Origin of the sequence: Brachyspira hyodysenteriae ATCC 27164 (assembly GCF_001676785.2) — a bacterium.
Taxonomy (GTDB): Bacteria; Spirochaetota; Brachyspiria; order Brachyspirales; family Brachyspiraceae; genus Brachyspira; species Brachyspira hyodysenteriae.
This window is the reverse complement of sequence record NZ_CP015910.2, coordinates 1,346,858-1,370,168: the sequence shown is the minus strand read 5'-3', so window position 1 is coordinate 1,370,168 and position 23,311 is coordinate 1,346,858. Positions and strand designations below refer to the sequence as shown.

The following is a 23,311-nucleotide window of genomic DNA, read 5'->3' as shown; positions in this document are numbered from 1 at the left end:
GAACTATTATGGAAGATAAACAAATAAACTTATCTAAATCATATATATACGGCTTCTTTGCTGCTATGATATGTACTTTAATATATAGTGCTGTAATTATACCTATATACATATTATTGATATCTCCTAATACTCAAAATTTCTTTGTATATTTATTATATGCTCTTGATGTTTGGGTATGGATATGGATTGGAATTTCTATATTATATGCTTTTATAATAGTATTAATGCAGCCTACTAAAAGTTATACCGGAGTTTCTAGAACAATAGAAAATTTACTTTTCTTTGCCGTTACTTCTATAATATTAATATTATCATTAAGCTATGTTCCTGAAATACAAAAATTATTATACAAGAGAGATTATACATTTTACAGCAGTATATTAGCTATAGGATTATTCTTTATATCAATACAATTATCATATAATTTAAAAAAACTTATGATATTTATGTATAAAACTATATTATATAATTTAGGATATACTATAGAGGATAATATAGTACAAGAAAATAATGATGATAATTATGAAAATAATGATAATGAAATTGTTAGAATAAATAAATCAGAATATGAAATATTTTCAAGCACTATAAAAAATATAATAGCATTTTCACAAAGATATAAACATGCTATAGGAATAATAGCTTTTAAAATATCAAACGGCAGTTCTATAAGAGAAGAATATGGAAATGCTGCTTATAAAAAATTAGAAGATGAACTTATAAAAGCCATAAAGAAAAATGCCAGAATAGGTGAAAATCAATGCTTACTTTATGAAGGCATCATATATTCTGTGATTTTTGCAAATGAAGAAGAGGCTTGGAAAGCTACAAAAAGATATTTTAAAGCGTTAAAAAATTATAATTTTGAATACAATGATGAATCTGTAGATATTAACGTATCTATGGCTGTTAGCGGATTTGATTTTTCTAATAATATGTCAAATAAAATATCTGTATTTGTTGTAAAAGACACTATGATGAAGAAAATCAAAGATGCTTTAAATGAATCAGAAGAAACTGGAAGTCCAGTTATATATTATGAATAAAAGGGATAAGAACCGTGGAAGCTTCATTAATTGTAATATTAGTCTTAATTGTTTTATTAGGTTTTGCCACTCAGTATGTTATTAAGAGCGGATCATACCCTATTAAACTGAAAAAAATCGTTCAGGCTTATAATGAACAAAATTATGATGTAGCCATGAGAGAGATTAATACTTTAGACCCTAAATATAAAAAAGATGCTAATATATTATGGATGACTGCTAATATGTATTATAAACAGCAGCAATATATATTGGCTATGGCAGCATTGCAGAATATGATAGATGGGGCTTATTTTACTAAAGAATTAAGTGAATTAGCTGTAAGAGAATTCTTAGCAAAAATATATGAACAAACAGGAAACAGTAAAAAAGCTATAGATGAATATGATATGATAACTAAAATTAGAGATCAGGATTATGATTCATTATATAAAGCTGGACTTGTATGTTATAATTATGGAGAATGGGTACAAGCTCAAAAATATTTTTCATTAGCTGTAGCACAAAATGATAGTAATCCTCAATTATTATATATGCTATCTTTTTGTTTTTATAAGATTCGTTCATATCATGCAGCTCAGCAGCAAATAGAAAAAGCTATAGCTTTGGATAATACAAACCCTGAATACCATTTACTTTTAGGTGAAATATTATCTTCAAGCAGAGATTTCCAAAATGCAATAAAAGAATTGGAAATAGCTTATGAAAGTAATGAAATATCAGATAAAGATGCAATATCTTTGAATCTTGCTAATTCTTATTATGAACTTGGCAATTATAGTAAAGCTAGAGAATATTACGGACAAGTTTTAACTAAAGAAAATATAGCAAGTGAAAAAGTTGTAGATGAAAGATATAGATATGCTGAAACTTTGGTAAAAAATAAACAGTTTGAAGCTGCCGTTAAACAATGGGAAATAATTAAGTCTATAAGAAATATATATTTAGATGTTGATCAGAAGTTAAAAACATATAGTTCTATTATTGCTAATAATGCATTCAGAACTGCATTGGAAATGGATATTATAGAATATCTAGAAAAATACTTCTATAGAATATTGACATTGAACGGATATGTAGTTACAGATCATACTAAAAAATCTGATACATTAGTATTCTTTGTAACAATTAAGAAATTTGGTTCTGAAGGTCAGTCATATAAGAGTACATTTGCATTAGATACTTCAGGATATCCTATGAGACAGGAAACTGTTGATCAGTTTATGGAATATGCAAGACAATATAAGAGTGCTCACTCTTTCTTAATAAGTATAGGAGACTTTGCACCTAACTTGAAAGTAGATGATACAGTAATGATCATCGAACCTGAAAGATTTGAGGCTATTATTGAAGGTGTTATATCATTCAGCGATTAATGAATTAATAACTCATTTATTATACTCTATTAAAAAAGGTTATGATTTTTATCATAACCTTTTTTATTTTTGGTTTAAAACTAATTATTATATAAAATAAAAGCGGACTGCTATAAAAATAACAATCCGCTTAATTTTTTATTTTTAGTAATTATTTAATTATAAACCTAATGAAACAATTACAAAGTTTTTAATAGTTGCAGTAGAACCTGCTTCTTTAGAAACTTCATCTATTAAACTTTTAATAGATATTTTGTTATCAGTAAATAATTTTTGATCTATAAGAACAGATTCAGAGTACCAAGAGCTCATTTTACCTTCAACAATTTTTTCTATCATATTTTCAGGTTTTCCAGCATCTCTAACTTGTTTTTCAAATATTTCTCTCTGCTCTTTTACAGCATTAGGATCTATTCCTTCCCTATTCAAAGCCAAAGGTCTTTCACTAGCAACATGCATAGCTATTTGATCTGCTATTTCCTGACATTTACCTTTAGGTTTTACATCAAATTCTACTATAGCAACAAGTTTATTATTGAAGTGTGCATAAGTACCGAAGAAACCATCTGTTTTTACAACTTTAGCCTCAGCAAGTACAGTTTTCTCACCCCATTTCTGTATGCCTTCATTTATCATACCTTGAATAGTATCGCCATTAGAACCTTTAGCATTTAAAACTGTTTCTACTGAAACATCATCTAATCCCATAGCGGTATTAGCAATTTCTTTAGCTAAATTGATGAATAATTCATTTTTAGCAACGAAGTCAGTTTCACACTGAAGTTCTATACAAGCAACTTTTGTTTTATCATCATTAACGCAAAAACCTATAGAACCCTCTTTAACAGTACGTTCATTCTTTTTAGCAGCAACAGCCGCACCTTTTTCTTTAAGAAGGCGAATAGCTTTATCCATATCGCCGTCAGTTTCTTGAAGAGCTTTTTTACAGTCCATTATACCTACGCCTGTACGTTCTCTAAGCTCTTTAATAGTATCCATACTAATATTTGCCATTAATTTTTCCTTTTATATTAAATATTTTATTATTAACAATTTATATTAATTACTGATCATCTTCTTGAGAAACACCATATTTTTCAGCAACAGCCTCAGCAGCTTCTGTAGCACTATTATCATAAACTTCTTCAGAAGATTCATCAGAAGAACTGTCATGCTTAGCTAATGTTTCTTTTCCTGCTTCATTTTGTCCTTCTATAACAGCAGAAGCAACAACACCTGCAAATAAGCTGATAGCTCTTATAGCATCATCGTTACCAGGTATTGGGTGATCTATAACTTCAGGGTTACAGTTAGTATCAACAACTGCTACAACAGGTATTCCTAATTTTCTAGCTTCGCTTACAGCAATAGCTTCCTGCATTGGGTCTATTACGAAAAGCATATCAGGTAAATTTTCCATATCTTTAATACCTGCAAAGTTTTTCTCTAATCTTTCTTTTTCTTTAAGAAGAAGTATAACCTCTTTTTTAGGAAGTTTATCAAAAGTACCATCAACTTCTTCTTTTTCTATCTTTTTGAGTCTTGCAATACTCTTTTTAATAGTAGCAAAATTTGTAAGCATACCGCCTAACCAGCGATTATTAACATAGTACATATCGCATTTTTCAGCAGCTTCTTTTATGCTTTGAGATGCTTGTTTTTTAGTACCAACGAAAAGAACATTTCCGCCGTTTCTAGCCATTTCTTTTACTGCTTCATGAGCTTTTTTAACATAAGTTAAAGTTTTCATAAGGTCAATGATATAGATATCATTTCTCTCTTGGAAAATAAAAGGTTTCATTCTAGGATCCCATTTTCTAGTTGGGTGTCCGAAATGTACGCCTGCCTCTAAAAGGTCTTTCATAACTGGTAATGACATAATCATATCCTTTAAAATAAAAATAGAGTACCGATTAAGGCACCCTATCCATAAATTTCATATATAAACATTAGTATTATAAAAATCATAACGCTTTGATTACTAAATTAGTAACAATGTCTTTTCTATATTCTAAAAAGAATAATTAAGAACATTTTGCTATTATGGAAAAGTTTACCAATATAATCGGTTTAATTTATAATAACATAATATGAAAAAAAGTCAATTATAAATATTAATTATTTCTGAAAAATAAAGCAGCACAGCCTAAAACGCCGGCATCATTTCCTAAAGAAGCAGGCTTTATTTCAAGATTATTAACCATCATTCTAAGTCCATAATTTCTCACGCCTCTATTAATATGCTCTATCATCATATCAAAATCTTTACAGAGTCCGCCTCCTATAAGAACCAAATCCAAATCAAGCATATTCAAAGCCTGTGCTATAGACATTCCCAAATAATAAGAACATTCTGCTATAGTTTCTTTAGCTAATGCATCGCCTTTTTTGGCAGCATCAAATAAAGCCTTAGCCTTACCTTTATCTAATTCTTCATAAGTTAAAGTAGTAGGAATAACTCCTTTATGTATTTTCTGCTTAGCCATAGCAATGAAACCTGTAGCTGAAGCATATCTTTCTATACATCCGCTTGATCCGCAATTACATTTATCACCGTCAGGCACTACAAATACATGCCCAATCTCTCCGGCTCCTCCCAAAGAACCAGTAAATAATTTTCCATTAAGTACAAATCCGCCTCCAACACCTGTTCCAAGTGTGACAAACATTACAGACTGATAATCTTTTTCTTTACCGCTTCCATATTTTGCCTCACCTAAAGCTGCCATACTCGCATCATTAGCTGTCTTTGTAGGAATATTAAATTTATTACCTATATCAGAAAATTTTAATCCTTTAAGTCCAGGTATATTTTCAGCTCCCCCCATATGAAGTGTTTCTCTATTCATAACCCCAGGACAGTCTATTCCTAAACCAACTGCTTTATAACCATCAGGCATATTACTTTTCAATTTCTCTACAAATTCTGTAATAATCTTTTTATGTTCTTCTGTTGTATGACTAGGATTTACATCAAAATTATCTTTATATAAAATATTGCCGTTTTCCTCTATAACAGCACCTTTCATAGAGGTACCGCCAATATCTATAGCTATAACTGCTTCTTTCATTTTAATACTCCTAATTATATTTATAATCCTATTTTAGTACAATAATATAAATTGTCAAGAATAAAGATAATTCTTTAATAAGATAAAAATTTATAATAAAAAATATGATAATTACATATTGTAAATACAAAAAATATTCTTATCTTTTAAATATATGAAACATATGGAGGTTATATGATAAAAAAATTAATATCAGAAATAAATACCAAATTAAAAAATTTCAAATATTGTGATCTTAATCAAGACACAATAAACTCAAAATACAATATAGATATAATGATAGAATTTGGAGATATTATGGAATTATATAATAAGACTTATAATGAAAATTTAAAAATGTGCTATCAAAATGCATCTATAAAAAACAAAGATAATAATTTATATTTTTTCACAACAGACATAAATAATATTAATTCTAATTATTTAGATAAGTCAATAATTATTGAGCTTTGTTAATTTATCTTTGTATTCTTCCAGATGCATCTCCATTATAAACAGTCATAACCTCATCAACGCTAACAACATTAAAATCACCATCAATAGAATGTTTCAAACAGCTGGCAGCAGAAGCAAATTCTAATGCCTCTCTGTCATCTTTACCATTTAAAAGTGAATATATAAGTCCGGCAGCAAAACTATCTCCGCCTCCTACTCTATCTACTATTTTTATTAAATACTCTTTTGAAAAGAAATAATCTTTTCCATTATATAACATACAAGACCATAGATTTTCACTTGCTGATATAGAACCCCTAAGAGCTATTCCAACTTTTTTTACTTTGAATCTATCTAATAATTCTTTAGCAACCTCTTTATAACCTTCATGAGATAATTTACCTTCTATAATATTACTGTCTTTTGCTTTAATACCAAATACTTTTTCAGCATCTTCTTCATTTGCTACACATATATCAACATAAGGCATTAATTTACTCATAGTTTCATTAGCTTCTTTTGATGTCCATAATTTCTTTCTATAATTTAAATCTAAACTAATAGTAATATTTTTTTCTTTAGCTTTCTTACATGCCTCTATACAGACTTCAGCAACATTTTTACCAAGAGCAGGGGTTATACCTGTAAGATGAAACCATTTGGCTCCTTCAAAAATCTTATCCCAATCAAAATCTTCTTTAGTGCATTGAGATATTGAAGAATTAGATCTGTCATATATTACTTTTGAACCTCTCTGACTTGCCCCTTTTTCAAGAAAATATATACCTATTCTATCTCCGCCTAAAACTATATTTGATACATCCACACCATATCGTCTAAGTTCATTAATACATGCCTGCCCTATATCATTATTAGGGAGTTTGGTAACAAATGAAGTATCAACTCCGAAATTAGACAAAGCAAAAGAAACATTTGCTTCACCGCCTCCAAATCTCACATCAAATGAATTGGTTTGCACGAATCTTAAATTTGAAGGAGGAGAAAGCCTAAGCATTATTTCTCCGAAAGTAACAACTGAAGCCATAGAAAAATCCTTTGAATTTATCACATAATTAACATAATTAACTTAACATAATAGTACATTATATTTATAATTATTTCAATGAAATTCTACAAATAAAAAAAGAAAGAAAATAAATTCCTTTATTTTTTGTAGTTTTATATGACATAAAAATTATTATTTTCTGTTTTTCTCTCCCCATACGCATATAGCATCTAATATTGGTATTAATGATTTTCCTCTTTTAGATAAGCTATATTCTACTTTAGGAGGTATTTGAGGGTATTCTTTTCTAGTAATTAAATCATCTTTTTCTAATTCTTTTAAAGTTAAACTTAATGTTTTATGAGAAATGTTTGATATAATTCGCTTCAATTCATTATATCTTACAACATTTAATTCTGACAATATATATAATATTATCATTTTATATTTACCTGATATCAATGACATAGTATAAGCAAAACCTGTATCTTCCATATATTTTTCTTTCAGTTTGTTATTATCTTTTTTCATATATTATCCTTTATTATAATTTTATACTTTACTTTTAGTTAGTATATAACATTTTTGTTAGTACTTGATAATTATAATATATAATACTAAAATAATAATATCAATAATAATTTACTATATAGGAGTTAAAAAATGAAAAAAATATTAATTTTAAATGGAAGCCCTAGATTAAACGGCAATACTTCTGCTTTGATAGAGGAATTTACTAAAGGAGCAAAACTTAATGGAAATGATATAATAAAATTCGATTTAGATAGAATGAATATACATTGCTGTAAAGGCTGTTTAAAAGGAGGTAAAAACCCTGATAGCCCATGCTCTCAGAAAGATGATATGGATAAAATATACCCTCATTATAAAGAAGCCGATATATTAATATTAGCTTCCCCTATGTATTATTGGGCTTTTTCTGCTCAATTAAAAATCTTTATAGATAGAATATTCGCTGTTACTGAAATAGATCCAAATTATAAAACACCATATAAAGAATGCATTATGCTTATGGCAGCAGAAGGAAATGATGATAATAATTCTAAACCTGTTATAGAATATTATAAATATCTATTAAATTATTTAGGCTGGAAAGATTTAGGTTATTTAATTGCAGGAGGAGTATTTAATATAGGTGATATCAAAGAAAAAAAAGAGTTTTTAAATAAGGCATTTGAAATGGGAAAAGCTATAATTTAAATCATTTACATTAATTCATTTTAATATATAATTTATAGTCAATAAATTTATAAAATAAGGATTTTTAATACATGATTAATTTTGAACCTATTTCATTAGAAAAACAGGAACTTTATCATAAATATTTTTCTATCACTCCGGAGCAATCTGCTGATTATACATTTATGAATTTGTTAGGATTAAAAGATATATATATGCTTGAATGGGCATTTACAGAAAAGCTAGTTTGGATAAGACAAAAATCACCTTATACTATATATTGGGCTCCTGTAGGCGATTGGTTTAATACAAACTTCTGCACTGATTTTAGCCCTTGTGAAATTTCAGGCGAAACTATAATAAGAATACCTAAAGAACTTGCTTTATTTTGGGAGAAAACAACTAAAATAAAAGTAAAAGAAACTAGAGATGAATGGGAATACTTATATGATTTTAATGAATTAGTAACATTACCTGGTAAAAAATTTCATAATAAGAAAAATTTATATAATCAATTTCTTAAAAATGAATTCAAATATGTTACAATAGATAATAAAACTGTAATAAATGATATACTTGACTTTGAGGCTAAATGGGAAGAAGAAGAGAAAAAAAACAATGCAGCTTTAAATGAAAATAATGCAGAAGAATGTGAAACTTTTGACAGTACTAAACTATTAACCCATGAAGTAAGAGCCGAAGCTGATACTATAATGATAAAAACTTTACTTGGTAATTGGGATATAATAAATAATATATCTGGAGGAGCCATTTATATAGATAATAAAATAGTAGCATACACAATAGCTGATTTAAGTATGAGAGATACTATAGTAGTTCATTCTGAAAGAGGAGATAGAAATTATAAAGGTACATATCAAGCAATAAACAGAATGTTCTTAGAAAATTTAAAAGACAATATAAATGATTATGAAAGATTTAAATTTGTAAATAGAGAACAAGATGTAGGAGATTTAGGACTTAGAAAAGCAAAGATGTCTTATAACCCTGTAGGATATATAGAGAAATATAAAGGTTTCTGTACAGAATTCTAATAAAAATATACACTCAATTTATAATTTGCAATAAAAAAGGAAGCCCAAATAATTGAGCTTCCTTTCATTTATTTAGATATACTTATTAACCTAATATAGCCAAAAGTACACCAGCAGCAACTGCAGAACCAATTACTCCTGAAACGTTTGGACCCATAGCATGCATAAGTAAGAAGTTATGAGGGTTAGATTCCTGTCCAACTTTGTTAGCAACTCTTGCAGCCATAGGAACAGCTGATACTCCAGCAGCTCCGATAAGAGGATTGATTTTGTCTTTGCTGAATAAGTTCATTAATTTAGCAAGAAGTACTCCGCCTGCTGTACCCATTGAGAATGCTACTAAACCTAATACTAATATACCCAATGTTTCAAAACGTAAGAATTTATCAGCAGCTAATTTACTACCAACAGATAAACCTAACATTATTGTAACTATGTTAATTAACTCATTTTGGGCAGTTTTAGAAAGTCTTTCAGTAACACCAGATTCTTTAATCAAATTACCAAACATTAAAGCACCAATTAAAGGAGCAGCATCTGGTAATAATAAAGCAACAAGTATTATAACAGTAAGAGGGAAAATGATTTTTTCTCTTTTACTAACAGGACGAAGCTGTTTCATTTCAATTTTTCTTTCATTTTCAGTAGTAAGCCATTTCATAATAGGAGGCTGTATTATAGGTACCAAAGCCATATATGAATAAGCAGCAACAGCAATAGCTCCTAATAATCCAGGAGAAAGTCTTGAAGCTGTAAATATAGCAGTAGGACCGTCAGCACCACCGATAATACCTATTGAAGCAGCATCTTTCAATGTGAAAGAAATTACTGGTATGTATGTAGATATTATCATAGCACCTAATAAAGTACCAAATATACCTATTTGAGCAGCAGCACCTAATAAAGCAGTTTTAGGGTTAGCGATAAGCGGACCAAAGTCTGTCATAGCTCCAACACCAATGAATATGAATAATGGGAATAAACCAGATTCGATACCAAAAGTATATATCTGACCTAAAAAACCTCCGCTGCTTATAGTAACAGGTATACCATTCATAATCTCTACTATAGGCAAAGCAGCAATATTTGCAATAGGAATATTAGCTAAAATTCCTCCCATACCTATAGGGATAAGAAGAAGTGGCTCAAAACCTTTAGCTATAGCAAGATAAACTAAAAGTAAGCCCACACAAATCATTATAGCATTCTGCCATAATGGAGCAGATTTTACTTTAATATCATTTAATTTAGTTTGATATTTTTCTTGTTTACTCTTTTCAGCTTTAGCCTGAGCTTCTGCCATTTCTTTTTCGCTTCTAGGAAATAAACCTCCGAAAGCAGTATTTCTCACTAAAGAAATAAGCGAATCTTTTATATTAAGAGGTTCTTGAGCACTTTCTTGAGGAAGCACCACAGATGCTGTCATAAAGATAAGTGCAAATACTAAAAATATTTTTCTCATTATTTTTATCTCCTTAAAATCAGCATCTATATATTAGCCAACTATAGCCAATTCCTGACCTGCAACTACAGCATCACCCGGTTTAACTTTAACTTCCTTAACTACTCCGCTTGCAGAAGATTTTATTTCAACTTCCATTTTCATAGCTTCTACTATTAATATAGTAGTTCCGTCTTGAACTTGTGTTCCAACAGGAGCAACTATTTTTAATACTGTACCAGGTAAACCAGCAGTAACAGGAGTAGCAGCACCGCCAGAAGCAGGAGCAGCAGATTGAGCAGCACCAGCAACTATACCGTCTTTAATAGTATAATCATAGCTTACACCATCAACTATAGCTTTTCCATTTTCTATTTTTACACCATAGCTTGAACCGCCAACTGTAACAGTAACTTCATTACTTGTAGCTTTAACACCTTCAGAAGCACTGCCGGCATTCTTTCTAATACCAAGTTTAGCTTCGCCTTTAAGGAATTGAATACCTTTTTCTTTACAAGCAGCAGCAATGAATACATTTTCATCAGAAAGATCTGTGATACCTGCATCTTTTAAAGCCTGCTCAGCAGCTTTTCTACCTTTTTTAGGGTTTTTATCATCTATATCCATAGCAAGTTCAGTAGTAGGCTGTAAACCTAATTGCTCACTAGCTATTTTGACGATTTCTGGGTCTGGAGTAGAAGGTGTTTTACCGAAATAACCTAATACCATTTTTCCATAACCATCAGCAATTTTTTTCCATTCACCTTGCATTACATTGTTGAATGCTTGTTGGAAATAGAACTGAGATACAGGAGTTACTGAAGTACCAAAACCTCCTTTTTTAACAACTTCTGTCATGGCTTTAATAACTTCAGGGAATCTGTTCATAACATTAATATCTCTCATCATTTGAGTATTAGCTGTTAAAGCACCACCAGGCATAGGAGCAAATGGAATCATAGGCTCTACTGTTCTACTTTCAGGTGGTAAGAAATAATCTTTCATACAATCTTTGAATACTTCTTCAGCTTCTCTGATTTTATCTATATCTACATTAAGAGTATATTCAGTACCTCTTAAAGCATGCCACATAACTATTAAGTCTGTTTGACAAGTACCGCCTGATACAGGAGCAGCTGAAAGGTCTATACAATCAGCACCAGCATCTAAAGCAGCTCTGTACTGAACAGCGCCTATACCTGCAGTTTCATGGCTATGCATTTGTATATGTACATCTTTACCTAATATTCTTCTAGCCTCTTTAATAGTATCATAAACTACCTGAGGAGTTGTTGTTCCTGAAGCATCTTTGAAACATACAGAATCAAAGTCTACTTTATCTTTAATTTGAGTTAATACTTTTCCATAGAATTCAGCATCATGTGCACCTTCACATCCAGGAGGAAGAGCCATCATACTAACACATACTTGGTGTTTAAGTCCTGCTTCTTTAATACATTTACCGCTGAAAATAAGGTTATTAACATCATTTAAAGCGTCAAAGTTTCTAATAGTTGTAATACCATGCTTTTTGAATAAATCAGCATGAAGTTTAATCATTTCTCTAGGCTGAGATTCCAAACCTACAACGTTAACACCTCTTGCTAAAGTTTGTAAGTTTACATCAGGACCTACAGTTTTTCTGAAAGTATCCATTACATCAAAAGCATTTTCATTATTGTAAAAGAATGCACTTTGGAATGTTGCACCGCCGCCTGATTCAAAATATGTAACTCCGGCTTTAACGAATGCTTCTACAGCCGGCATAAAATCTTTAGATAATACTCTAGCACCATAAACGGATTGGAAACCGTCTCTGAATGCTGTTAGCATAAATTTTATTTCTTTTTTAGCCATTATTATTTCTCCTTATAACTTGATAAAAAAATTACAATTTAATTATTTAGATTTACTGCTATGAACATGTGCTAAAGCAATGGCAATAGCTACCATTTTATCATTGCTTGATGATATAACTGGTGGAGCAGCAGATATTTCTTCCTTAGGAGGAGGCATTAATTTATCTACTTGTGCTACTATACCAGCGACAAATTTCATAACGAAAACTAATATAATTAAAAACAATACAACAACACCCATACCTATGAGCATTATTTGCAAAGCTTCTATAATACTACTATTCATCAAAACACTCCTATTCTTTATGAATTTTAATTCTTTCATTATACATTATTTTTTACTTATATACAAGTAAATTTATTACAAAATATAGATATAATATCACAATATATTTGACTTTATAGAAATACTATATATAATAATTATAATTTACTAAATAAATTTTGAGGATAAGACTATGAATATTGATTCTCTTTCATCAAATATGCCTATAGCAGTTTTTGATTCAGGATTAGGAGGTTTAACTGTTTTAAAAAAATTAATTGAAATGATGCCTAATGAAAATTATGTATATATAGGTGATAATGCCAATATACCATATGGTGATAAATCTAAAGAAGAAATAATAAACCTAACATTAAAAATGACTGACTTTTTAGTTGAGCAAAAATGCAAAATGATTATTATAGCATGCAATACTATAACAGCTTGCTCTTATGATATTTTAAAACAAAAATATCATATACCTGTAATTGAAGTTATATCAAATGCTGTAATAGATGCATTGGATAAAACAAAAAACAATAATATATCAATAATGGCTACAGAGTTTACAGTTAATTCTAATATATATAAAAATAAAATAATAGAATTTAATAAACAAGCAAAAGTCACTCAAACAGCATGCAAAGACTTATGTCCTATGATAGAAAATGATTGGTATAGTTATGAAAACAGATTAGAAATATTAAAAAACTACTTAGAAAATATAGATAAAAATTCAGATACTTTAATATTAGGATGCACTCATTATCCTCATATAATTAATGATATAAAAAAATTATTAGAAAATGGTATTATAAATTCTATAAATAATATAATAGATCCTTCATATCATACAGCAATATCAGCCAAAGAATATTTAAAAAATAATAATTTATTATCTGATAACAAAATAGAAAATTCTAAAACAATTATATTTTCCACAGAAAAATCAGAAAAGATAAATAAATTAATAAATATGCTGCTTCCAAAAGATACTTATAAAAATTATAGTATAAAATATGTAGATTTATAATTATTGACTTTATTTCATAGTGTGATACTATATATTCTATGTATTATTCAAAAACAAGTATAACAATACATACACTCATTTTTCATTTCTTGGTAAAAACTATCATAAACTCAAAAAAATTAATTTTTACGGAGCATTTTAATGTTTTCTGATATACTTTACAGTTTAACTATATACCCTATTGAATTTATATTAGAAACAATATTCTATTACTTTAAGGTAGAAACACAAAGCAGTTATACTGTAAGCGTAATATTGGTAAGCTTAATTATAAATATATTGTCTCTTCCATTATACAATATAGCAGAAAAATGGCAGCAGAAAGAAAGAGATATGCAGGCGAAAATGAAGCCTATGATAAATAATATTAAAGCTGTATATAAAGGAGATCAGGCTTATTTATTAATTAGAACTTGTCAGCGAATAAATGGATACAAAACAATATATGCCTTCAGAGGAGTATTAGGTTTATTAATACAAATACCATTCTTTTTAGCAGGATATAATTTTTTTACTAGTCTTACAGGAGCTGAAACCGAGAGTTTTTTTCTCATTAAAAGCCTAGGAGAAGCTGATAAAATTATACATATTGGAAATTATTATATAAATTTACTTCCGTTTATAATGACTGCCTTTTCATTAGCATCTACATTTATATACTCAAAAAAATTAACATTCAAAGAATCAATACCGATATTTTTAATGAGTTTATTCTTTTTAGTATTTTTATATAGTTCTCCGGCAATACTTTTATTATATTGGACTATAAACTGTGCATTCTCATTTTTTAAAAATATAGTTTTGATAAATATTGAAAAAATAAAAAATATAATAAGCAGTATATCAAATAATAAAATATTTATTTTATCTGCTAAGATAATATATTCTCTATATACTATTTTTATATTAATAATGACTATTCTATATTTTTTAAGGAATACATTAATAGTTAAGTCAGCAACCGAATATCCTTTCTTAAAACTATTTATTATACATGTTAAAACTTATAAAGATTTGCTGCTTATATGGTTTATTATTTCAATTATAATATTACTGATATTAATAAATAAAAAAAATATATTAGATTTTATAAAAATAGAAAGCAAATTAAGATTAAAAATATTTATATCATCACTTATAACCATAACAACATTATCCGGTTTATTTATTTTGACTTCTTTAATAGCATCTTCAGGACAGGAATTTGAAAATCCATTTACTATAATATTTAATGTATTTTTTAAATATGCAGGTATATTTATTGTATACCCAATATTCATATATTTTTTATTTTCTGAAAAATTTAAAAACAATATAACTTTTATTTCAATATTTATAGTATTAATATCATTGATTAATACTTTTGTAATGGTAATGGACTATGGAAATATATCTAGCAATTTTAAATTTGAATTGGAATATTTACTCATACCAAATTTAAAACAAATAATTATAAATATCGCTTTTATATTATTAGCTTTGTTTTTAACATTTATAATAATAAAAAAGAAATTAATAAATTTAATGTTTAATATATTAATAATTATAACAATAAGTTTATTTGCTGTATCATTATTTGATTTTGTAAAAATAAATAATGAACAGAAAAAATTATTAGAAATATCATCTATAAATAATAATTTAAATAACAATGATAATATATTCAATTTTTCTAAAACAGGAACTAATATATTTATTATAATACTAGATAGAGGAAATCCTGAATTTGGAAATATAGTATTCGAAAGATTTAATGATATAAAAGATGAATTTGATGGCTTTATATGGTATCCAAATACCACTGCTTTTGGAGCTGCAACTTTTGGAAGCATACAAGCATTATATGGAGGATATGAATATGCCCCATTTGAATTGGATGGAAAATATAATCTTAAAGATAAACATAATGAAGCACTTCTCATGATGCCTCAATTATTTTATGATGCTGGTTATGATTCTGTAACATTTGATCCATGTTTTGCAAATTTCTCTTGGATTCCTGATCTTACTATATTCAAGAATTATACAAACATAAAAGCATATAATCAAAATAATAATATGATAGAAAAAGAATTAAATAATTTGCTTAACGATAATTTAAATAATAATATAAATACTAATGATATCATAAAAAATAATAAAAATAGGGCTGTAAGATTTTCATTATTTAGAATGCTTCCAGTATTTTTGAGAGATAAATTATATTCAAAAAATGATTGGTTTATACCTAATGCAGGAAGAAATTTAGCTGTAGTTGGCAAAAGCATACAGGAATATGCTCTATTACAAGCTTTAACAAATTTAACTAAAATAAATGAAGAAGGTAATTATTTTACTATTATACATAGTGATACAACACATGAACCTTTTAATTATAATACTAATTTTATACCTTCATTAAATATTCAAGATATTCCAGATGAAGATATGAAATATTTTGGAAGTGATTTTTCAGCAAGAAGTTATTATTCTACAGTTGCTTCTTTTAGAGAACTCTCAAATTTCTTTAAATATTTAAAAGAAAATAATATATATGATAATACAAAAATAATAATAGTTTCTGATCATTCAGGATATTTCTCTCCATCTGAATTTGATAAAAATAATATGACAGGATTTAAAGCATTTAATTCTATGCTTTATTTTAAGGATTTCAACTCAAAAGGAAATATAGTATCTAATAACACATTTATGACTATAGCAGATGTTCCATATTTAGCTGCTAAGCATTTAGATAATCCTAAAAATCCATTTACAGGACAAATAATAACTAATTATCCTAAAGACAGTAAAGGCGTGGATGTTATTGTAACAGCAAATCCAGACCCTAATGCTAATTTTGAAAAGAACTTCAATTATATAGAACATTATAATATAAAAGATAATGTTTTTATTATGAGTAATTGGACAAGAATAAAATAATTATTTAATATATAGATTTTAAACCATTATCTATATCAAATATCCAATGTCTATTGAATACTTTTCTATACGAATATCCAAATGGAAATTTTCCTATAGATACAGCAAAATATTTATTGCCGTTATTTTTTTGTTTGCTGCACATAGTTACTAAATTATTAGGTATATCTTCCATTATAAAATCGGATAACACTAACACATCAGCATTTCTGAAACTAGATGTATTCATCATTCTGTTTGCCTCATAAAGAGCCTTGTATATATCAGAACCTCCATGATAACTTAGCTTCAAGAATTTTATTAAATCTTCAATTCCATTTTCTTTAGTAAATTTGCATGTATATATCTCAGTGCTGAAATTAATAAGATAAGCATTTCTATTTTCAGATAAAGCCTGCATAACCATTTTAAACATAGTAGCCTTAGCAATATATTCATTAATACCTTTCATAGAACCGCTTGTGTCTATGCATATAATCATATCTCCTTTACCTTCTCTATATCCTGCCTTTACAATATTATCTCTCTCATCATTAAACACATAAGCACTTTTATCAAAGCACATAAGTCTATTTTCTATATATTTTAATTTGAATAATTTTTCGCTTTCTTCATTGCATAATAAAGAAAGTTCTTCAGGTATAACATTTTCTATATCTTTAGCAAAGTATATTCCAACTATCTCTTCTTTGGAACTTATTTTTTTATTTGTATTGCTGTAAGTGTTTTTAAACTCAACATTCTTTAATGACTTTTCTATATCAATTCTCCTGCCTATACTATCGCAAATGACTTCTATATCCTTATATTCATTTATAAAATCAACCCATCTTTTAAGTAATGATATATCTGCTTCTTCAAGCTCCCCTACTCTAAAATCCCATAATACTCCTGTTTTTATCCTTAATATATTTGACATATACTTTAATTTTTTAAGCAAATTAATCCATGATTCTATATCAGAAATAAATTTATCTCTTCTATCTTTTACAGTAGAAACAAGCCAATCATTATTTTTTTTATTATAAGTTTTTTCCCATACAGAAATGATATTCTTTTTTAAAATATTTAGATTATCTGAATTTAATAATCTTTCTTTCCAAAAATTAGTATCAATTGATAAAGCATTTAAGCTATTTAAATCATTAAATATATCTTCTCTGCTAATATTACTATTTTTTAATTTTTTTAATGCAATATTCAATTCTGTTTTATTATCATGGTATGGATTATTATCATTTATAAATACATTTAAATCTTTTTTCCATTTAGTAATTTTTATTTCTAATTCTTCTGATAGTCTTTGATCATTATCAATATTATTGAAAGCAGTATTAAAAACTCCTTTAGCCATTATTTCTGTTTTCTTTATTTCATCTTTATAAGAATCATTATTAAATTGTTTCATGCTGTTCTATTTCACTTTTAAGTCTTTCAGCATCTAATTTTTCACTTTCAAGATTTTCTATATAAGAATTAAACATCTCTGTAAAAAAATTGAAGCTATCATCTGATATAAATATACTTTTATTTGAATATTTATTTTTATTAAAATCATTTTTAAAATTAACTATAATATTTTCAATAGTAGATATTAAAGACTTTATTAATTTTAAATAGGCATCTTTTTTTTCTTTTTCAAGTTTTTTAGGACTGACTTTTTTCATATAAAAATCAGGCTCAGCCTCAGCAAGAAACTCATAATTTTTAGAAAGCATACCTGATACAAATCCATTCGATGCAGTTGCAGAATTTATTTCAATAGTACATTTATCAGTGCCGTTAAAATTGCATCTAAATTTTCTTGTTTGATTTCTTCCTATGTCTAAAGGATAAAAATAACCTTTTTTACCTAATTGTTTTATTGGTATATAAATAATAGTTTCACCCTTATTGCCATATTCATCAATATTGATAGATAAAGTTTTTGCCATATGAGGCTTATCATCAATATTTTCTGTATCATAAGTTTTTTCTAAATTATAAAACTCATCATCTATATTTTTCTGAACACTCTTAAAATTCTCTCTCCACTCATTAATATTCTGATTATTCAAATCATAGCATAAGCTTATAGCATTCTCTACTATTTTTTTTACTACTTCAATATGCTCTTCCAAACTCCATAAACAATTATAAATTAAAATAGTTTCATAAATATCAACTTCATTTTTATCATTTAAATATGCAGCAGTTTTAAGTAAATATGAAATATGCTGCCATCTTCTATCTGAGACATATATTGCTATATCTCTATTATCCTCATTAAATTTTTCTATAGAAAGTTTTATATTATGAATTATATCAATAACTGATTTTGAAAGTTTTATATTATTTACTTCTTTCCTTATATTTATCCATTCATCAGCAGATATTTTCAAATCATCATCTATATCTATATAAGAATCTAATTGAGTATTTTCAAGTATCTTTTCAAAATTATCTCTATTTTTTATATTATTAACTATTAAGCGAACGATAAATCTGTCATATAATGCTTCAAGTCCTTGACCTTCAGGAGGAGTTTCATTACTTGCTGAAATCAATGCTTTCAATGGTACTTTTACTTCTTCACTTCCATTTTTAAAAACTCTTTCATTTATTATAGTTAAAAGAGTATTAAGTATTGCAGGCGTGCTTTTCCATATTTCATCTAAAAATGCAAAATCAGCATCAGGCAAATATCCTTCAATTTTTCTTATATATTTATCATTCTTTAATTCTTCCAAACTAATAGGACCGAATATATCTTCAGGTGTAGAAAATCTCTGCATTAAATAACCGAAATATTTTGAATTTTTAAATGCAGATGATACTCTTTTCGCTATAAAACTTTTTGCAGTTCCAGGAGGACCATACAAAAATATCGGCTTTCCTGCTATTGCACTGAGTAAAGTCAAAGATACAATTTCTTCCCTTTCATAAAGACCTTCGGAAAGAAGTTTAATAATTTTTTCGATTCTAGATTTTGTATTTTTCATAAATATATATTACTCTTAAAATTACTTTATCCTTACTTTTAGTAGTAAACTAATAAAAATATTATATCATTTTTAGTATAAATTGGAATTCCTTATTTTATATGTTATAATAAAAAATATTTATATAAAAGGTTTTAGAAATGTTTGATAATAACTGCATAAAATTACTTATATTTGATATGGACGGTACTATAATAGATAGTGCAAATTTAAATTATTATTCCTATTACAATGCATTTAAAGAATTTAATATAGAATTAGATAAAGATTATTACTATAACAAATGTTTCGGACTTCATTATAAAGTATTTACAAAAAATATTTTAGAATTAAATAATAAAATAACAAACGATGAAAATAAAAATAATGAATTAATAGAATCCGTACATGATTTAAAAGAAAATATATATTTAGAAAATCTTAATCTCATACAAATTCACCCATTCATATTAGAAACTTTAATTGATAACTATAATAAAAAAGAAAATAAAAAATACACTGCCTTAGCAACAACAGCATCTCCAAATGGAGTTTACGGCATATTAAAAGAGTTCAATCTTGAAAAATTATTTAATTTAGTTTTAACAGGCAATGATGTGGAAAAAAAGAAACCGGATCCTGAAATATTTTATAAATGTATGGAGCATTTTAATATAAAAGAAAAAGAAAGCATTATATTTGAAGACAGTGAAGTAGGACTTAAAGCAGCAAATCAAACTAATGCTTGGGTTATAAAAATAGAAAAGTGGGTAAAGTAAAATTGCATTATTAAAATTTATATGTTATATTATAATAAATCTAATATGGAATATAGAATGACAACACAACACAACACAACACAACACAACACAACACAACACAACACAACACAACACAACACAACACAACACAACACAACACAACACAACACAACACAACACAACACTAAACTTTTTTTATTTAAAAATGGAAAATACCTATATTGTTTATTAAACAATATAGGTATTTTTTATATATAGGATATATATATATGCAAAATTATGAAAAAAAGATTATAGATAAAATCATTTGGTGGATACCATTTAGATCACTGAGAGATTTTATAAGGTTACTAGCATACAATATAATAGAAATTAATAAAATAAAAGATGAAACTAAGTCTATAAAGTCTGATTTAACAATATTAGAAAACTATTTAGCAAAAAATAATTATAAAATAATAAACTATAATAAAATTTACCAATATGATTATATTATAAGTATAGGTGAAAATTGTTTTTGTGCTCAAATGTTAAAAGAAAATAATCTAAGACAATTTTCGTCACCTTTTGACTGGCTTACACCAGGTCCAGAATGGTCTATTAATAATGTTATAAATAATTTAAAAATAATAATAAATAAATTTGATAACTTTTTTAGTAAAGAAGATTTCCATTATCTAGCAAAATCAACAAATAATAATGTATCATATGCTAATTCGAAAAATTTACTGCACTTTTATCATGATTTTATAGAATCAAAAGATTTTAATGATGAGTATATAAGATTAAAAGAAAAATATGATAGAAGAATAAATAGATTAATAGATTTATTATCTTCAAAAAATAATAAAATATTATTAGTATATATAGAATCAAATTTATTGAATTCTGGTATTTTTGATATAAAAGAAATTTTTAATCTGCTAAAACAAATAAGGATGATATATAATAATGATAATATATATATTCTATATATAAAACATAATTTTTCATTTGAAAATGATATTATTTTTAAAAATTTCAATGATGATATACATTTATATGAACTAAATAATTCAGATGAAAACTGGAATTTAAGTATTCATAATACAAATAAGATATTATCTAACTATAAAGTAACGAATAATATTTAATAAAAAAATTTAAATTATTCAAACTAATACTAACATATATTTTAATTTAAAACTATTTTTATATTAAAATTATTTAATTAATTAAATAAAAAATCAGTATTATTAAATTAATATAATTCTATATATCTGCCATAATACTAATCAATATAAAACATGAAAAACAAAATATATTATAAAATAAAAGTTTAATAATTGTACTAAAATGAAATAAATTGTATAATATATAATGATACTATATAGTCGGAGATATTATGGATTTTACTATACCTTATGAAAATGAAATAGATGAAAAAGATAAAACTATAATACAAGAATATATACTCAATAATATAAAGGATTATGAAAATAATTCAACTAAATTAACAGAACTTATTATAGAGGCTGTATCATCTTTAAGCGCCGGAAAATCCAGAACAGAATATCTAGCTAAACAAGGTTTTTTACAAAATATATTTAATTCCATAACAGGACAAAATAGAAAAATAAGAGGTGAAATAGATTATAATTATGCAATAGTAAAAAATGCCTCATTAAAAATGATAGAATACTTGGCAAATCAGAATAAAATTACTTATGAGGGACTTATATATCTAAATAACAAATTAAATAATATAGAAAAAAACATTGAAGAAGAATTAATAGCAATATGTAATAATGTAAGAGAATCATTCAATGTTATATTAAATAAAATTAATAAAGAATCAAACAGAATAGACTCATTAGAAAAAAAAGTTCAATTACTGGAATTCAAAGCTGCTTCAAATATCCTAGAATTTGATAATATAAAATACATTGATATGGATAATATAGAAAAAATTATATGTCTGAGCAATGATTTATTTACAAAAATTTCTAGTATAAATAATACAGATAATAATATACCAAAAGAAAATATTTATATGATAAAATCCATATTATTTGATTTTAATGTGGATATAAATCAAAAGATAAGAGTAAATGATATATACTGCAAATTACTAGAAAAACCTAACTTTATAAATAAGATTTTTTTGAATACTCAAAGCAGCATTAAAACTTATGAATATATTATACCAATATTAAGCGGAATAAAAAAGATAGAAAAATTAGATAAAGAAGAAAGTTATATAATAAACTCAATAATAAAAATAAATCCTCAAATAAACATAAAAGATATAAAAATAGACTTAATAAATGAATATGGAATGAATATATCAAATTTTGATTATAATGCTGAAATTACAAATTATGATATTATTATACTTATTATTAATGAATTAAAAATGATATCAAAAAATATTAATGCTCCAATAAAATATTCAGATTCAAAAAAATCCATAGAATTAGCCAGAGAATATTTTGAACAAAAAAAATATAAAAAAGCGATGACAGAATGCGATTCTATATTATACAAGGATAAAAATAATAAAGAGGCACGTCATATAAAAATAGAAAGTTTATACAAAATTTTAATAAAAGAAGTAAGAAATTTTGAAGCACCTTTATGTTATAAAGAAATAGCCAAAATATATCTAATAAAGAGAGATTATGAGAACACATTAAAATATTTAAATAAATATTTTGATTCATATTCATCAAATAAAGAAATATTTAAATACAAAGAAAAACTTCAATTCCAATATAAAAAAATAAAGGAATATGAAGACAAAACGAATAAAAAACTTGAAAAAATTACTGATAAAAATAAAAGAGATTATTTAGAGTTTATAAATGATTTTTGGGGAGTATATCTAAGTAAAATTTAA

Annotated in this window: 20 protein-coding genes; 10 read left to right on the top strand and 10 right to left on the bottom strand. The window is 26.3% G+C overall.

Going from position 1 to position 23,311, the window contains the following annotated elements; translation table 11 throughout:
• The first annotated feature begins 8 nt into the window (after positions 1–8).
• Both BHYOB78_RS06140 and BHYOB78_RS06135 read left to right on the top strand, forming a co-directional pair.
• Positions 9–1,049 (top strand): hypothetical protein, encoded by a 1,041-nt coding sequence (locus tag BHYOB78_RS06140; RefSeq protein WP_020063521.1) that lies wholly within the window; start codon positions 9–11, stop codon positions 1,047–1,049.
• 14 nt (positions 1,050–1,063) lie between these two features.
• Positions 1,064–2,425, top strand: coding sequence for a tetratricopeptide repeat protein (locus BHYOB78_RS06135; protein ID WP_012670058.1), 1,362 nt, complete (start codon positions 1,064–1,066; stop codon positions 2,423–2,425).
• 159 nt (positions 2,426–2,584) lie between these two features.
• Here BHYOB78_RS06135 and tsf read toward each other — a convergent pair whose 3' ends face one another.
• From tsf to BHYOB78_RS06120, 3 genes are all read right to left on the bottom strand, one after another.
• Positions 2,585–3,439: a translation elongation factor Ts gene (gene tsf, locus BHYOB78_RS06130; RefSeq protein ID WP_012670059.1), complete on the bottom strand. Its 855-nt coding sequence runs from the start codon at positions 3,437–3,439 to the stop codon at positions 2,585–2,587.
• A gap of 49 nt (positions 3,440–3,488) precedes the next feature.
• Positions 3,489–4,304 carry a 30S ribosomal protein S2 gene (rpsB, locus tag BHYOB78_RS06125; RefSeq protein WP_028331245.1) on the bottom strand — a complete coding sequence of 272 codons (816 nt, stop codon included), beginning with the start codon at positions 4,302–4,304 and terminating at the stop codon, positions 3,489–3,491.
• A 235-nt stretch (positions 4,305–4,539) separates the two neighbouring features.
• Positions 4,540–5,496 carry an ROK family protein gene (locus BHYOB78_RS06120; protein WP_020063519.1) on the bottom strand — a complete coding sequence of 319 codons (957 nt, stop codon included), beginning with the start codon at positions 5,494–5,496 and terminating at the stop codon, positions 4,540–4,542.
• Between the two features lie 174 nt (positions 5,497–5,670).
• On the opposite strand from BHYOB78_RS06120, the gene BHYOB78_RS06115 reads away from it, so the two are divergent.
• Complete coding sequence (locus tag BHYOB78_RS06115) at positions 5,671–5,952, top strand: hypothetical protein (RefSeq protein WP_012670063.1); 282 nt, start codon at positions 5,671–5,673, stop codon at positions 5,950–5,952.
• A gap of 1 nt (position 5,953) precedes the next feature.
• On the opposite strand, the gene BHYOB78_RS06110 is transcribed toward BHYOB78_RS06115, so the two are convergent.
• Positions 5,954–6,976 carry a sugar kinase gene (locus tag BHYOB78_RS06110; RefSeq protein WP_020063518.1) on the bottom strand — a complete coding sequence of 341 codons (1,023 nt, stop codon included), beginning with the start codon at positions 6,974–6,976 and terminating at the stop codon, positions 5,954–5,956.
• A 153-nt stretch (positions 6,977–7,129) separates the two neighbouring features.
• A complete protein-coding gene (locus BHYOB78_RS06105) occupies positions 7,130–7,468 on the bottom strand; it encodes a winged helix-turn-helix transcriptional regulator (protein ID WP_012669935.1) in 339 nt (112 codons plus the stop codon).
• 132 nt (positions 7,469–7,600) lie between these two features.
• Between BHYOB78_RS06105 and BHYOB78_RS06100 the strand changes: the two genes are divergently transcribed.
• Positions 7,601–8,158, top strand: a complete 558-nt coding sequence (locus BHYOB78_RS06100) for a flavodoxin family protein (RefSeq protein WP_020063517.1) — start codon at positions 7,601–7,603, stop codon at positions 8,156–8,158.
• Positions 8,159–8,229: 71 nt separating this feature from the next.
• Complete coding sequence (locus BHYOB78_RS06095; RefSeq protein WP_020063516.1) at positions 8,230–9,192, top strand: DUF2156 domain-containing protein; 963 nt, start codon at positions 8,230–8,232, stop codon at positions 9,190–9,192.
• An 85-nt stretch (positions 9,193–9,277) separates the two neighbouring features.
• On the opposite strand, the gene BHYOB78_RS06090 is transcribed toward BHYOB78_RS06095, so the two are convergent.
• From BHYOB78_RS06090 to BHYOB78_RS06080, 3 genes are read right to left on the bottom strand one after another with little or no spacing between them, the layout of a single operon-like run.
• Entirely contained in the window at positions 9,278–10,654 is a 1,377-nt protein-coding gene (locus BHYOB78_RS06090) for a sodium ion-translocating decarboxylase subunit beta (RefSeq protein WP_012669932.1), read from the bottom strand.
• Positions 10,655–10,687: 33 nt separating this feature from the next.
• Complete coding sequence (locus BHYOB78_RS06085) at positions 10,688–12,490, bottom strand: biotin/lipoyl-containing protein (protein WP_012669931.1); 1,803 nt, start codon at positions 12,488–12,490, stop codon at positions 10,688–10,690.
• Positions 12,491–12,532: 42 nt separating this feature from the next.
• Positions 12,533–12,778, bottom strand: coding sequence for an OadG family protein (locus BHYOB78_RS06080; RefSeq protein WP_020063515.1), 246 nt, complete (start codon positions 12,776–12,778; stop codon positions 12,533–12,535).
• Positions 12,779–12,950: 172 nt separating this feature from the next.
• Here BHYOB78_RS06080 and murI point away from each other — a divergent pair, with 172 nt between their 5' ends.
• Together murI and BHYOB78_RS06070 are read left to right on the top strand one after the other, a co-directional pair.
• Positions 12,951–13,790 (top strand): glutamate racemase, encoded by an 840-nt coding sequence (gene murI / locus BHYOB78_RS06075; RefSeq protein ID WP_012669929.1) that lies wholly within the window; start codon positions 12,951–12,953, stop codon positions 13,788–13,790.
• A 141-nt stretch (positions 13,791–13,931) separates the two neighbouring features.
• Positions 13,932–16,712 carry a YidC/Oxa1 family membrane protein insertase gene (locus BHYOB78_RS06070; RefSeq protein ID WP_020063514.1) on the top strand — a complete coding sequence of 927 codons (2,781 nt, stop codon included), beginning with the start codon at positions 13,932–13,934 and terminating at the stop codon, positions 16,710–16,712.
• A gap of 4 nt (positions 16,713–16,716) precedes the next feature.
• On the opposite strand, the gene BHYOB78_RS06065 is transcribed toward BHYOB78_RS06070, so the two are convergent.
• Together BHYOB78_RS06065 and BHYOB78_RS06060 are read right to left on the bottom strand one after the other, a co-directional pair.
• The gene (locus tag BHYOB78_RS06065) at positions 16,717–18,120 is read right to left on the bottom strand and encodes a VWA domain-containing protein (RefSeq protein ID WP_020063513.1); all 1,404 of its coding nucleotides are present in this window, start codon (positions 18,118–18,120) and stop codon (positions 16,717–16,719) included.
• Complete coding sequence (locus BHYOB78_RS06060; protein WP_020063512.1) at positions 18,107–19,693, bottom strand: AAA family ATPase; 1,587 nt, start codon at positions 19,691–19,693, stop codon at positions 18,107–18,109. Before BHYOB78_RS06060 ends, BHYOB78_RS06065 begins: the two co-directional genes overlap by 14 nt.
• A 140-nt stretch (positions 19,694–19,833) precedes the next feature.
• On the opposite strand from BHYOB78_RS06060, the gene BHYOB78_RS06055 reads away from it, so the two are divergent.
• The 3 genes from BHYOB78_RS06055 to BHYOB78_RS06045 all read left to right on the top strand — a co-directional run bounded on the left by BHYOB78_RS06055 (position 19,834) and on the right by BHYOB78_RS06045 (position 23,311).
• Positions 19,834–20,451: an HAD family hydrolase gene (locus BHYOB78_RS06055; RefSeq protein ID WP_020063511.1), complete on the top strand. Its 618-nt coding sequence runs from the start codon at positions 19,834–19,836 to the stop codon at positions 20,449–20,451.
• Positions 20,452–20,702: 251 nt separating this feature from the next.
• Positions 20,703–21,566, top strand: a complete 864-nt coding sequence (locus tag BHYOB78_RS06050; RefSeq protein ID WP_012669924.1) for a DUF1796 family putative cysteine peptidase — start codon at positions 20,703–20,705, stop codon at positions 21,564–21,566.
• A 251-nt stretch (positions 21,567–21,817) separates the two neighbouring features.
• Entirely contained in the window at positions 21,818–23,311 is a 1,494-nt protein-coding gene (locus BHYOB78_RS06045) for a tetratricopeptide repeat protein (protein WP_020063510.1), read from the top strand.